General features: G+C 35.9%; 14 protein-coding genes. 11 read left to right on the plus strand and 3 right to left on the minus strand.

The annotated features are described in order from the left end of the window. Window positions 1-7 precede the first annotated feature (7 nt). The 7 genes from serC (at window position 8) to I3217_RS02535 (ending at window position 6,502) form a co-directional block, all read left to right on the plus strand. A complete protein-coding gene (serC, locus tag I3217_RS02505) occupies window positions 8-1,072 on the plus strand; it encodes a 3-phosphoserine/phosphohydroxythreonine transaminase (RefSeq protein WP_435048152.1) in 1,065 nt (354 codons plus the stop codon). 49 nt (window positions 1,073-1,121) lie between these two features. Further along, window positions 1,122-2,072 carry a D-2-hydroxyacid dehydrogenase gene (locus I3217_RS02510; RefSeq protein ID WP_435048153.1) on the plus strand — a complete coding sequence of 317 codons (951 nt, stop codon included), beginning with the start codon at window positions 1,122-1,124 and terminating at the stop codon, window positions 2,070-2,072. Window positions 2,073-2,174: 102 nt separating this feature from the next. Then, window positions 2,175-2,807: a DUF937 domain-containing protein gene (locus I3217_RS02515; RefSeq protein ID WP_435048154.1), complete on the plus strand. Its 633-nt coding sequence runs from the start codon at window positions 2,175-2,177 to the stop codon at window positions 2,805-2,807. Between the two features lie 98 nt (window positions 2,808-2,905). Further along, a complete protein-coding gene (locus I3217_RS02520; protein WP_435048155.1) occupies window positions 2,906-3,346 on the plus strand; it encodes a DUF6146 family protein in 441 nt (146 codons plus the stop codon). 25 nt (window positions 3,347-3,371) lie between these two features. After that, window positions 3,372-3,866, plus strand: a complete 495-nt coding sequence (locus tag I3217_RS02525) for a DUF6787 family protein (RefSeq protein ID WP_435048156.1) — start codon at window positions 3,372-3,374, stop codon at window positions 3,864-3,866. After that, window positions 3,867-4,199: a hypothetical protein gene (locus tag I3217_RS02530; protein WP_435048157.1), complete on the plus strand. Its 333-nt coding sequence runs from the start codon at window positions 3,867-3,869 to the stop codon at window positions 4,197-4,199. Window positions 4,200-4,258: 59 nt separating this feature from the next. Further along, window positions 4,259-6,502, plus strand: coding sequence for a TonB-dependent receptor (locus tag I3217_RS02535; protein ID WP_435048158.1), 2,244 nt, complete (start codon window positions 4,259-4,261; stop codon window positions 6,500-6,502). Between the two features lie 16 nt (window positions 6,503-6,518). On the opposite strand, the gene I3217_RS02540 is transcribed toward I3217_RS02535, so the two are convergent. Further along, window positions 6,519-6,836: a hypothetical protein gene (locus I3217_RS02540; RefSeq protein WP_435048159.1), complete on the minus strand. Its 318-nt coding sequence runs from the start codon at window positions 6,834-6,836 to the stop codon at window positions 6,519-6,521. A gap of 48 nt (window positions 6,837-6,884) precedes the next feature. After that, entirely contained in the window at window positions 6,885-7,481 is a 597-nt protein-coding gene (gene folE / locus I3217_RS02545) for a GTP cyclohydrolase I FolE (RefSeq protein ID WP_435048160.1), read from the minus strand. 189 nt (window positions 7,482-7,670) lie between these two features. Here folE and I3217_RS02550 point away from each other — a divergent pair, with 189 nt between their 5' ends. The 4 genes from I3217_RS02550 to I3217_RS02565 are packed head-to-tail and all read left to right on the plus strand — an operon-like array spanning window position 7,671 to window position 11,182. Continuing rightward, the gene (locus I3217_RS02550; RefSeq protein ID WP_435048161.1) at window positions 7,671-8,333 is read left to right on the plus strand and encodes an ABC transporter ATP-binding protein; all 663 of its coding nucleotides are present in this window, start codon (window positions 7,671-7,673) and stop codon (window positions 8,331-8,333) included. Further along, window positions 8,334-8,891: a CPBP family intramembrane glutamic endopeptidase gene (locus tag I3217_RS02555; RefSeq protein WP_435048162.1), complete on the plus strand. Its 558-nt coding sequence runs from the start codon at window positions 8,334-8,336 to the stop codon at window positions 8,889-8,891. It begins immediately after the preceding gene. A 2-nt stretch (window positions 8,892-8,893) separates the two neighbouring features. Continuing rightward, window positions 8,894-9,658 (plus strand): TIGR02757 family protein, encoded by a 765-nt coding sequence (locus tag I3217_RS02560; protein WP_435048554.1) that lies wholly within the window; start codon window positions 8,894-8,896, stop codon window positions 9,656-9,658. A gap of 36 nt (window positions 9,659-9,694) precedes the next feature. Next, window positions 9,695-11,182, plus strand: coding sequence for a S10 family peptidase (locus tag I3217_RS02565; RefSeq protein ID WP_435048163.1), 1,488 nt, complete (start codon window positions 9,695-9,697; stop codon window positions 11,180-11,182). Window positions 11,183-11,482: 300 nt separating this feature from the next. On the opposite strand, the gene rny is transcribed toward I3217_RS02565, so the two are convergent. Beyond that, the gene (gene rny / locus I3217_RS02570; RefSeq protein WP_435048164.1) at window positions 11,483-13,057 is read right to left on the minus strand and encodes a ribonuclease Y; all 1,575 of its coding nucleotides are present in this window, start codon (window positions 13,055-13,057) and stop codon (window positions 11,483-11,485) included. Between the last annotated feature and the right edge of the window lies 1 nt (window position 13,058).

Genomic DNA, 13,058 nt, shown 5'->3' on the forward strand with positions numbered 1-13,058 from the left:
CGAAACAATGAAAAAACACAATTTTAGTGCAGGTCCCTGCATTCTACCTCAGGAAGTTTTACTTAAAGCATCAGAAGCAGTTGTAGATTTCAACAACAGCGGATTATCTTTAATTGAGATTTCCCATAGAAGCAAACCCTTTGTAGAAGTTATGGATAAAGCCAGCGCTTTGGCTTTAGAATTACTTGGTCTGGAAGGTAAAGGCTACAAAGCACTATTTTTACAAGGTGGAGCCAGTACGCAATTTTTAATGGCGGCTTATAATTTATTAGAAACCAAAGCAGGTTATTTAAATTCCGGAACCTGGAGCTCAAAAGCGATTAAGGAAGCAAAATTATTTGGAGAGGTTGTGGAAATTGCCTCGTCTAAAGATGCGAACTTTAATTACATCCCTAAAGGATATACGATTCCTTCAGACCTTGATTATTTTCACTGTACTTCGAACAACACTATTTTCGGGACTCAAATTAAAGCATTTCCGGATTGCCCGGTGCCATTAGTTTGCGATATGAGTAGCGATATCTTTTCAAGAACATTAGACTTCTCTAAATTCGATTTAATTTATGCCGGTGCTCAAAAAAACATGGGGCCTGCCGGAACAACTTTAGTTGTAATTAAAGAAGATATTCTTGGTAAAGTATCAAGACAAATTCCTTCTATGCTGGATTATACTCAGCATATCGACAAAGAAAGTATGTATAACACACCTCCGGTATTTGCTGTTTACACCTCAATGTTGACATTAGAATGGCTTAAAAATTTAGGCGGAATTGCTGCGATTGAAGAAGAAAACGAAAAGAAAGCGCAGTTAATGTATTCCGAAATAGACCTAAACCCTCTATTTAAGGGATTTGCAGCTAAAGAAGATCGCTCTAATATGAATGCTACGTTCAACTTAACCGATGAAGCCTTAAAAGACACGTTTGATGCCATGGCGAAAGAAGCCGGATTAAACGGAATCAACGGTCACCGTAGTGTTGGCGGATACAGAGCATCGATGTATAACGCATTACCATTAAGTAGTGTAGCTGCTTTAGTTGAAGTAATGAGTGAACTGGAAAGAAAAGCATAAAACAATTAATTAATATAAAATCTCAGTCATTTTAAATGACGAATATCTTATGAAAGTATTAGCAAACGACGGTATTTCTCAAAGTGGAATTGATGCCTTAACAAAAGATGGATTTGAAGTTATTACGACTACCGTAGCGCAAGAACAATTAGCCAATTATATTAACGAAAACAACATTGTAGTTCTTTTAGTACGTAGCGCAACTACCGTTCGTAAAGATTTAATCGACGCCTGCCCTAGCCTTAAAATTATTGGTCGTGGTGGTGTTGGTATGGACAACATAGATGTAGAATACGCAAGAGAAAAAGGCCTACATGTAATTAACACACCCGCCTCTTCTTCTCACTCTGTTGCAGAATTAGTATTTGGTCATTTATATGGATTAGCACGTTTCTTACACAATTCTAACAGAGATATGCCTTTAGAGGGCGACACTAATTTTAAAGCCTTAAAGAAAGCATACGCAAAAGGAATTGAATTAAAAGGAAAAACTTTAGGAGTATTAGGTTTCGGACGTATTGGACAAGCTACTGCGAAAGTTGCTTTAGGAGCCGGAATGAAAGTTGTTGCTTTCGACCCTTTTATTGAAAAAGCAAATCTGGAATTAGAATTCTTTGACGGACAAAAAGTAAACTTTGACATTGAAACTATTTCTAAAGAAGAGGTTTTAAAACAGGCAGACTTTTTAACATTACATGTGCCTGCTCAGGATGGCTATGTAATCGGAAAGCCGGAATTCGCTATCATGAAAGATGGAGCTATTTTAGTTAATGCTGCTCGTGGTGGTGTTGTAGACGAGGTGGCTTTAGTTGAAGCAATTGAAAGCGGTAAAATTGCAAGAGCAGCTTTAGATGTTTTCGAAAAAGAACCTAAACCAGAAATGGCCTTATTAATGAACCCTTCGCTATCGCTTACACCGCATACTGGTGCAGCGACTAATGAAGCTCAGGATAGAATTGGTACAGAGTTAGCTCAACAAATTAGCAGCATCCTGTTATAAACGTTAATTCCAAACAATTATACCAAAGCCTTAACATACATGTTAGGGCTTTTTTTGTACCTTGAATTACCATTCGATATTAATCAATAAACACATCAAACCATGTCAGGAATTTTAGATTTATTAAACAGCGATTTAGGAAAAACCATGATTTCCGGAGTGGCCTCAGAAACAGGTCAGGATCAAAATAAAACAGGCGATTTACTTACCATGGCACTTCCTGTTTTAATGCAGGCCATGAACAGAAATGCAAATTCTGCTCAAGGCGCAGAAAGCCTCCAAAACGCCTTAAACAACAAGCACGACGGTAGTATTCTGGACGATCTAGGTAGCTTTTTCCAGGGCGGCGTAGATAACGAAGTTGTAAACGACGGTAGCAAAATTTTAAACCACGTATTAGGAGAAAAACAACCTAATGTAGAAAAAGCATTAGGACTAAAAACAGGTTTAGATGCCAATACGGTCGCTAAAATTCTAAAAATTGCTACTCCCCTTTTAATGGGATATCTGGGTAAACAACACCACCAGAGCAATATTAATAGTGGTGATGATTTAACCAGTATGCTCGGCGGATTAATCCAAGGCAGTTCCAAAGGTGTAAATCATAGTTTTCTTGAATCTATGCTGGATGCAGATGGAGATGGCAGTATTGTAGACGACGTTGCCGGTATGTTTTTAGATAGTAATAAAAGTCAGGGAGGCATTTCCGATCTTTTAGGTAAATTTTTAAAATAACCATATTTAATATAAATAGGCCGGATGCTAACACAATCCGGCTTTTATAGTTTTCTAATCTATTTAAAAAGTTGTATTTTTAATAAAACCATGTTTTTATGAGACTTTTTGTTTACATCTTCATTCTGGCACTCTGCGCTATCTCCTGTAATACGAGCAAGCCTGCAACTACAGGAAAAAGCATAGACAAAGAGGTAGCCATAACTGAAAATGATACGGTTAGAATTGAAAACGACAGTTTAGAATATCAAATTATTATTATAGAACCCGGATTTAACACCTGGCTGGTTAGTACAGCCAGACCAGAAGGCTATTACAGCCAGACCTATCTGGAAAACAAGAATATTTTCATGGTTAACGAATGGAATAACAGGGTGCTTAATCCGCAACGTTACGACCCCAGTTTATACGAATTACGAATAGACTACAGTCCTCATATAGATTATGGTTACGAGGTAAATTACAAACTCTACAACTACTTTATTTACTTTCAGTTAAAATACAACCAGCGATTAACTGCCCAAATTCCTAGAATTTAATTTATATTTGCAGCCATAATTAGTTATGGAAAAATTTAAACAAAACTGGCAAATCACCAAAAACTGGCAACTCGTATTCCCTATTGCCGGAATTATTATTCTTTTTTACAGTGCTTATAAACTGGCTAATGCCTTTTTAAAAGATTACAACATTGCAATTGTTTACAGTGTCTCACTTTTACTTAGTTTTTTACTACTAAAACTTTGTCTGGCTTTATTTAAAAAATTAGAAGGCAAATGGATTTTAAAGCACAGATGGGAAATGATTCGCGTTTTCATGGTTTTTGCTTTTACAGGCTCCTCTTCTGTTTTTATTGGACGCCCAATTATTAAATGGCTTGGAGTTACACAAGATAATTTATACCCTTTATTTTACTGGATAATTTATATTTTATTGTGTATGCTATTTTATCAGATTCTTTTAGTTTGTTTTGGCTGGCTATTAGGACAATTTGAGTTTTTCTGGAATTTTGAAAAGAAAATGCTAAAACGCTTTGGCTTAAAACGTTTTATCGACTAAATGCAAAAAAACATCAAAAACATAACATTTAAATTTTCTGCTTTAGTATTGGTATTAGCGTTGTTAATACCAACTTTAGTAAAGTTTAACCATGTTTTTGAAGCACATGTTCACGAAGTATGTCACGGTGAAAAACAAACGCATTTACACACTGCTGATGTTGACTGCGAATTTTATAAATTTCAGCTTAATCATCATTTTACCCTACCTTTTAATTTTATCGAAGTTTTTATTCCTCAAGAAAACTTTCAGATAATAATTTCACAGTACTTCTTTTTAAGTGAATATCAACAGCTTCACTTCTGTTTAAGAGGACCTCCTGAATTAGTTTAAATACCCCTTAATAAACTGATTAATTTCAGTATTTAAAAAATTTTTAAACTTAATAATTCATGAAATCAATATTGAATATCTTATTATGTCTATGCATTAGCAATACATTTGCTCAAAACATAATAAGCGGTCAAATTACAGATAAGGCCACCACTCAAGGCATAGCTTTTGCAGATGTTTATTTTCCTCAATTAGACAAAGGAATCATCACCGATGAAAACGGTTACTTTAAAATAGAAAATCTCCCTAACGGCACTTACAAACTTGTATGTTCGTTAATTGGATATGAAAGCTATGCTCAAAATATTTCTATACCTACTTACACTTCTCTTCAAATTTCTTTAAGTCCTTCCGCTATAGAAATTGAAGAGATTATCGTTTCCACTCCGTTTCACAAATTACAACGTGATAATGTCATGAAAGTGGAACATGCTAAAATGGAAGATTTAAAAACCTCAGGAGCAGTAACACTTTCTGAAGGCATTTCAAATATAGCAGGTGTCGAAAGTATTTCTACAGGAGTAAGCATCGGCAAACCTGTAATTAGAGGCCTAAGCTCTAACCGGGTTTTGGTTTATACTCAAGGTGTAAGATTAGAAAACCAACAATTTGGTGACGAACACGGACTTGGTATAAATGATGCCGGAATAGAAAGTGTAGAAGTTATAAAAGGACCAGCATCTTTACTCTATGGAAGCGATGCATTGGGTGGCGTTTTATACTTAAACCCAGAGAAATTTGCACAACAAAACGAAACCCACGGTGATTTGTCTGCGACTTATTTTTCAAACACCCGAGGATATAATACAAATGCTGGCTACAAAACGTCCGCCAATAATTTTAAGTTTCTTATCAGAGGAAGTTTAACAGAACATTCCGATTATAAAACAGCGGACTATCGTGTTACAAATACACGTTTTAGAGAACAGGATTTAAAGACAGGCTTCGGCTACCAATCTACAAATTTCAAAACTGAAATTCGTTATAACCTGAACAATTCAAAACTTGGTATACCGGAAGAGATAGGTATTCAATCTACCAATAAAGCACCTCTTTTGCCTTATCAGGAGATTACAAACCATATTTTCAGCTCTAAATCAAGTATTTTCTTTGAAAACTCAAGTTTAGACATAAATTTAGGTTTTTTATATAACGATCGTAGAGAATTTGAAGACGGTCATGATCATGAGCATCATGACGAGGATGAGGAAGAAGAAGACCACGACGATCATGAAGATCATGACGATGAAGACATGGATTTTCATCCTGCTTTACAGATGAAATTAAAAACCTTTAATTACGATGTAAAATATCACCTTCCAACGTTTGGAAAATTTGAAACTATTGTTGGTGTTCAGGGTATGAATCAAACCAACACCAATTACGGCGAAGAGTTTTTAATACCCGATGCTACCACAAATGATATCGGAGTGTTAGCTACATCTCACATCCATTTCGAAAAAATAGATGTACAACTAGGAGCGCGTTTTGATACTAGAAACATATCAACATCAGACCTTGACAAATCATTTAATAGTTTTAATGGAGCCTTTGGTTTTAAAACAGATATTTTAAAAAATACATCGCTGAGACTGAATATAGCAAGTGGCTTTAGAGCTCCTAATTTAGCAGAGCTCACATCAGACGGTTCTCATCATGGGACTAATCGTTATGAAATTGGCAACCCTAATTTAAAAAACGAACAAAATGTCCAAACAGATTTAGCACTTGAATTTAAAAACGACCATTTTGAAGTTTTTGCAAATGGATTTTACAATATTGTAAATAACTACATCTATCTATCCCCAAATGGAGATTATATAGATAATGACCCTGTTTATTTATACGAGCAAAACAATGCTACACTATTTGGTGGCGAATTTGGTTTACATTTTCACCCACATCCTTTAGACTGGTTGCATTTTGAAAGTAGTTTTGAAACCGTAACCGGAAAACAAAACGAAGGAGGCCATCTTCCTCTAATCCCTGCTAATAACTTTAAGAATACGATTCGCCTTGAATTTGAAAAGAACTGGTTAAGCAAAGGCTTTGCTTTTGTAAAATTAACCTCTACGTTAAGTCAGAAAAACATCAGTAGTTTTGAAACTGAAACCCCGGCTTACAACCTTTTAAGCGCAGGATTAGGAGGAGAATTTAATGCTTTTAAAAATAAATTAGGTTTTAATATATCCGGAAGTAATCTTACAAATAAGAAATACATAAACCATTTATCTCGTTTAAAAACTGACAATATATACAATATGGGACGCAATTTTAATATCGGTCTCACTTACAAATTTTAAACAAAAAAAAAGTCCCTTATAATAGGGACTTTTTTGTTTTTACTATTCCTGATTCGTTTTTACTTTTACTAAGAACATACTTATACAACCACATTAATGTAAAGGTTGGCATCACATCTAACCCTGGCATAGCTTCTTCTACAAAAGCAATACTTGCCGCGACTTTCCCCTCTTGTCCTTTATACATTTTTGTCATGATCCAGGCAGATGTCGGAGCCCAGATTATATCAGAGAACTCTCCTATTCCTGGAATTACAAAACTGATATAACCTATAGCATCTAACAACAGGCTTAAGGCTAATTTATTATAATGAGTGTGCTTTTTTTGCTTCATTTTAAATAGTTTAAACAGCTAAAATCAAGAAACATACCATTTTAATGATTATGACAAGTTTTCACTAATCAGTTTTAGAAACTCATTACGGGTTTCTATTTTTTCAAACTGTCCTCTAAAACCAGAAGTTGTAGTTACAGAATTCTGTTTTTGCACTCCACGCATCATCATACACATATGGCTGGCTTCAATCACTACCGCTACCCCCTGCGGCCTTAGCGTATCGTTTATACAGTCTAGAATCTGTTCGGTAAGACGTTCCTGAACCTGTAAGCGTCTTGCAAACACATCTACAATTCTCGGTAATTTACTTAAACCTACTATGTAACCATTAGGAATATAAGCAATATGTGCTTTCCCGAAAAACGGCAACAAATGGTGCTCGCAAAGCGAATACAACTCAATGTCTTTAACGATTACCATCTCATTATAAGACTCCTTAAACATAGCTCCTTTTAGTATTTCGGCAGCATCCAGATTGTAACCCTGAGTTAAAAACTGAATTGCCTTAGATGCTCTTTCAGGAGTTTTTAATAAACCTTCTCGATTTATATCTTCTCCAACATTTTTAATTATTCCCTGATATTGCGACTTAATTTCGTCGGTAATTTCAATGTTATAGTCTTCGTATTGTTTATAAGGCATAATTTAAAATTCTAATTAAAAGTAAGATACTGATACCTCTGTTTATCAAAGGTACAATTTAAAAACAGATATATAGCTTTACTAATATGTATCTGTTAAGAGGAATTAGAGTCTATACGTGGTGAAACAGTACTATTTTTTTGCCGAAACCCTGAGAATGTATTACTTTAATCCGCTCAAATAAATTGCATGATTCAAGCGAAAAACATCCATAAATATTACGAAGATTTTCATGTTTTAAAAGGCGTTGATCTTCACATAAAAAAAGGCGAAATTGTTTCTATTGTAGGAGCTTCTGGTGCCGGAAAAACAACGCTGCTACAAATTCTCGGAACTTTAGACACACCTTCTAAGAAAGAACCTTTCGAATTATCGATTAACGGAGTGAACATAAAAGCTTTAAAGGAAAAGAAACTCGCTAAGTTCAGAAATGAACATATCGGATTTATTTTTCAGTTTCATCAATTATTACCCGAATTTACAGCTTTGGAAAACGTTTGTATTCCAGCTTATATAAAAGGAACGGGGCCGGCAGAAGCAGAACCTAAAGCTAAAGAGTTACTTGACTTTTTAGGATTATCGCACCGCTACCACCATAAACCTAACGAACTTTCGGGAGGAGAACAACAACGTGTTGCCGTGGCGAGAGCCTTAATAAACAATCCGGGGCTAATTTTTGCCGATGAACCTTCAGGAAATCTGGACAGTGAATCGGCTGAACACCTCCATAATTTATTTTTTAAACTGAGAAACGAATTTGGCCAAACCTTTGTCATTGTAACACACAATGAAGAATTAGCCAATTTAGCCGATCGCAAATTGGTGATGGTCGACGGAAATATAACACGCTAAATGAATGCATTTATAAACATTCTATCTCTTTATATCCGGTATTTAAGACAACCTGATTGCCAGAATACAGATCTTTTCTCTGGATTTACGAAATTTCAGGTAATTACAGTAGCTTTAGTTATAGCCTTTGTTTTAAATTTTGGATTTACCATAGTATTTACCATACTTGATATTTTACAAATTATAAATTTCGAAGATCACGCCTCCACCATACTATTCGAAGAATTTCCACCATACGCCATAGTCCTTTTAGGGGTTATTGTAGCACCTGTATTGGAAGAACTTATATTCCGAGCGCCTATCCCCCTGTTTTGTAAATTCAAAAATTGGTTTCGGTTTATATTTTATGGTTTTGCTATTTTATTTGGCGTTATTCATATTACAAACTTCGAAATCACCAAAAATGTATTACTCTTAGCACCTGTATTAGTAGCGCCTCAGATTTTAATTGGATTTTTCCTGGGTGTAATCAGAATGCAATACGGCTTAATTCACTCCATACTTTTTCACGCGCTTTATAATGGCGTGTTAATTATACCCGCAGTACTTTTAATGTAATGATGAACCAAAGCGAATTAAAACTATTTTTAGACGATAAAGTGGCACTCTACAATAATCCTAAATTTATTGAAAGTGATCCTATACAAATACCCCACTTGTTCTCGACTAAAGAGGACATAGAAATTGCCGGATTTCTAACAGCCACTATCAGCTGGGGAAACCGTAAGAGCATTATTAAAAATGCCAAATACATGATGGAGCTTTTAGACCATGCGCCTTACGATTTTGTACTTAACCACAGTCCTTCGGAATTAGATAACTTAGCTCCTTTTGTCCACCGTACATTTAACGGAGATGACCTAGCACAATTCATAAAAAGCTTAAAACACATTTACATCAATTACAATGGATTAGAACATCTATTTTCAAGTGTTGCTAAAAGCAATGATTTACAATATGCCATCCATAAATTTAAATCCGTTTTTTTTGAAATTGAACACTTGCCTCGAACTCAAAAACACCTTAGTGATCCCCTAAAAAACTCAGCAGCAAAACGCATCAACATGTTTTTACGCTGGATGGTTAGACAGGATGCTGCGGGCGTGGATTTGGGAATCTGGAAATCTATTTCACCTGCTCTACTATCCTGCCCGCTGGATGTACATTCAGGAAATGTAGCCCGGAAATTAGCATTACTGCAACGCAAACAAAATGATGCTAAAGCTTTAAAAGAATTAGACGCGGCCCTAAGGGCTTTAGACCCGAAAGATCCTGTAAAATACGATTATGCTTTATTTGGACTTGGCGTTTTTGAAGGCTTTTAACCCATACACATTAATATAAATACCTAAAAATAAACTATGAAGCACATTGTATCTACTATTTTTTTGTTTAGTACTCTATCGCTCTTTGCCCAGAAACGGGAAATTCCTGTCGACACCATGGTTGTTACGCAACATGAAAGCACCATTAACAACACTAAAATTTCCTATACTGCTACTACAGGAACTCAACCTGTGTGGGACGACAAAGGCCAGCCAATAGCCACTTTGTACTACACCTATTATGAGCGAAATAATGTAAAAAAATCCAAAAGACCACTGGTATTTTCTTTTAACGGAGGTCCGGGATCAGCTTCTGTCTGGATGCATATCGCTTACACAGGGCCAAAGGTTTTAAATATCGATGATGAAGGTTATCCAGTACAGCCTTACGGCGTTAAAGACAATCCTAATTCCATTTTAGATGTGGCAGATATCGTTTATGTTAACCCGGTTAACACAGGATATTCGAGAATGCTACCGGACAAAGAAGGCAAACTACCAAACCGCGACCTGTTTTTCGGGATCAATGCAGACATTAAATATCTGGCAGAATGGATGAATACCTTCGTATCCAGAAAAAGCCGCTGGGAGTCCCCAAAATACATTATAGGCGAGAGTTACGGAGGCACACGAGTTATGGGCTTAGCAAATGAACTGCAAAACAGCCAGTGGATGTACCTAAACGGCGTTATATTGGTTTCTCCTGCCGATTACAAGCTTTACAACACAGGCCAACCTGTATATTCTGCATTAAATCTTCCTTATTTTACGGCTACAGCCTGGTATCACAATAGATTACCTGCTACGCTTCAACAAAAAGATTTAACTGAAATTCTTCCTGAAGTTGAAAATTATGCCATAAACAGTTTTATGCCAGCTCTGGCTAAAGGGGGATTCATTTCTGAGACTGAAAAACAAAATATTGCTCAAAAAGTAGCCTATTATTCCGGATTATCAGAAAAAGATATTTTACAAAATAATCTGGAAGTATCTAACAGTTTTTTCTGGAAAGCCCTTTTAAGAGAACAAAGCGGACAGACCGTTGGTCGTCTCGATTCGAGATATCTTGGTTTCGATAAAACAGTTGCCGGTAGTCATCCGGATTATAATGCTGAAATCACCTCCTGGTCCCACTCCTTCACACCTGCTATTAATTATTATATCCGTGAGCATTTAAACTTTAAAACAGACATTAAATACAACATGTTTGGAAATGTACATCCTTGGGACGACTCTAAAAACAATGTTAGAGATCAGTTGCGACAAGCCATGGCGCAAAATCCATACTTAAAAGTGTTGATTCAATCTGGTTATTATGACGGAGCAACAACATATTTCGGAGCCAAATACACTATGTGGCAAATAGACCCTAGTGGCACATTCAAAGATCGTTTTACATTTAAAGGCTATCGTGGTGGACACATGATGTACTTAAGAAATGATGATTTAATTTCTGCTAATAACGATATCCGTGAATTTTTAAAACAATCGGCCAGTAACGGAAAAGCGGCTAAATACGAATAACGCCTATCAAAACATGCTACTTCAATTAGCGCTTAAACACCATTTACAAATGCTATTATTAAGCGGTAGTATTCAAGAATCAATTGAATACTACCGCTTTTGTTTTTAGAATTTGATTTTAAATAAAAACTTCATGTAACAATATTTAAAAACAACAAAATCAACCTATTAACGTCACTTAAAATAATTTAAAAAATTAAGAGTACTCCATAAATTTCAAATCCCTCTCCTTCTTTAAAATCAAAAAAAAAGCATCCAGTTTTACTGAATGCTTCTAAAGAAATATAATTCTAAGTTTTATTATTTTGCAATATTTACTGCTCTGGTTTCTCGAATAACAGTTACTTTAACCTGCCCCGGATAGGTCATATCCGTTTGAATTTTCTGAGAGATATTGAATGATAAATCAGCTGCATTCTGGTCGGTTACTTTTTCACTTTCCACAATTACACGAAGCTCTCGTCCCGCTTGAATCGCATATGCCTTTTTAACTCCGGTAAATCCGAAGGCGATATCTTCCAGATCTTTTAATCGCTGAATATAACTGTCTAACACCTGTCGTCTTGCACCTGGTCTAGCTCCTGAAATCGCATCACAAACCTGTACAATCGGTGCTAATAACGATTTCATTTCTATCTCGTCGTGGTGCGCTCCAATAGCATTAATTACATCGTCCTTTTCACCGTATTTTTCAGCCCACTGCATCCCAAGAATTGCGTGTGGTGTTTCCATATCTGCTTCTGCATCCGGTACTTTTCCTATATCATGTAATAATCCGGCACGTTTAGCCAATTTCGGGTTTAAACCTAATTCAGCAGCCATGATACCACACAACTTAGCCACTTCTCTGGAGTGTTGCAATAAGTTCTGCCCGTAAGACGAACGGTATTTCATACGTCCTACAACCTTAATCAGTTCCGGATGTAAATTATGAATTCCTAAGTCGATTACTGTTCGTTTACCAACTTCTATTATTTCCTGTTCGATTTGCTTTCTTGTCTTTTTAACAACTTCTTCAATTCGTGCCGGGTGAATACGACCATCGGTCACTAATTTATGTAAAGACAGACGTGCAACTTCACGACGAACAGAATCGAAACACGATAAAATAATGGCTTCCGGTGTATCGTCTACAATAATCTCTACTCCGGTAGCGGCTTCTATGGCACGAATATTTCGTCCTTCACGACCAATAATTCGACCTTTAACATCGTCTGACTCGATATTGAATACAGACACACAGTTATCCACCGCTTCTTCTGTACCAATACGCTGAATCGTATTAATAATCACCTTACGCGCTTCCTGTTGCGCTGTTAGTTTAGCTTCTTCTAATGTATCCTGAATATAAGCCAAGGCATCGTTTTTAGCTTCTCCTTTTAAAGATTCCACTAACTGAGATTTGGCCTCTTCTGCAGATAAACTAGAGATGACCTCTAATTGTTCCACCTGGCTTTTATGTAAGCGCTCAATTTCTTCCTGTTTTTTATCTAAAAAGTCCATACGATAATCGTAGTCCTTCATTTTTTTCTCAAGTTCTACATTTAACTTTTTGTTCTTAGACAATTCATTTGATACCTGAGACTCTTTATCGCGTGTGCGTTTTTCGGCATCTGCCATTTTCTTATCACGTGATAAAATAACTTTTTCGTGTTCTGCTTTTAATTCAATAAATTTTTCCTTGGCTTGTAAAATTTTGTCTTTTTTAATAGACTCTCCTTCATTATTCGCATCTTTAATAAGTTTTTCTGCTTCAAGCTTAGCATCTGCTATTACTTTTGATGCACTGTTTTTCTCTAAAATTTTGGCTACTACAAAGCCGATAATTACGCCTAATAGCGCCCCTCCTGCAATTAATATAATTGAGTTATCCATG

This window comes from Formosa sp. S-31 (assembly GCF_051172795.1).
GTDB lineage: Bacteria > Bacteroidota > Bacteroidia > Flavobacteriales > Flavobacteriaceae > Formosa.

Excerpts from the sequence above, each read along its gene's own strand:
- I3217_RS02510 (WP_435048153.1), top strand. The coding sequence starts at position 1,122 with ATGAAAGTATTAGCAAACGACGGTATTTCTCAAAGTGGAATTGATGCC.
- I3217_RS02530 (WP_435048157.1), top strand. The coding sequence starts at position 3,867 with ATGCAAAAAAACATCAAAAACATAACATTTAAATTTTCTGCTTTAGTA.
- rny (WP_435048164.1), bottom strand. The coding sequence starts at position 13,057 with ATGGATAACTCAATTATATTAATTGCAGGAGGGGCGCTATTAGGCGTA.
- I3217_RS02515 (WP_435048154.1), top strand. The coding sequence starts at position 2,175 with ATGTCAGGAATTTTAGATTTATTAAACAGCGATTTAGGAAAAACCATG.
- I3217_RS02535 (WP_435048158.1), top strand. The coding sequence starts at position 4,259 with ATGAAATCAATATTGAATATCTTATTATGTCTATGCATTAGCAATACA.
- serC (WP_435048152.1), top strand. The coding sequence starts at position 8 with ATGAAAAAACACAATTTTAGTGCAGGTCCCTGCATTCTACCTCAGGAA.
- I3217_RS02525 (WP_435048156.1), top strand. The coding sequence starts at position 3,372 with ATGGAAAAATTTAAACAAAACTGGCAAATCACCAAAAACTGGCAACTC.
- I3217_RS02540 (WP_435048159.1), bottom strand. The coding sequence starts at position 6,836 with ATGAAGCAAAAAAAGCACACTCATTATAATAAATTAGCCTTAAGCCTG.
- I3217_RS02560 (WP_435048554.1), top strand. The coding sequence starts at position 8,894 with ATGAACCAAAGCGAATTAAAACTATTTTTAGACGATAAAGTGGCACTC.
- I3217_RS02550 (WP_435048161.1), top strand. The coding sequence starts at position 7,671 with ATGATTCAAGCGAAAAACATCCATAAATATTACGAAGATTTTCATGTT.
- I3217_RS02565 (WP_435048163.1), top strand. The coding sequence starts at position 9,695 with ATGAAGCACATTGTATCTACTATTTTTTTGTTTAGTACTCTATCGCTC.
- folE (WP_435048160.1), bottom strand. The coding sequence starts at position 7,481 with ATGCCTTATAAACAATACGAAGACTATAACATTGAAATTACCGACGAA.
- I3217_RS02555 (WP_435048162.1), top strand. The coding sequence starts at position 8,334 with ATGAATGCATTTATAAACATTCTATCTCTTTATATCCGGTATTTAAGA.
- I3217_RS02520 (WP_435048155.1), top strand. The coding sequence starts at position 2,906 with ATGAGACTTTTTGTTTACATCTTCATTCTGGCACTCTGCGCTATCTCC.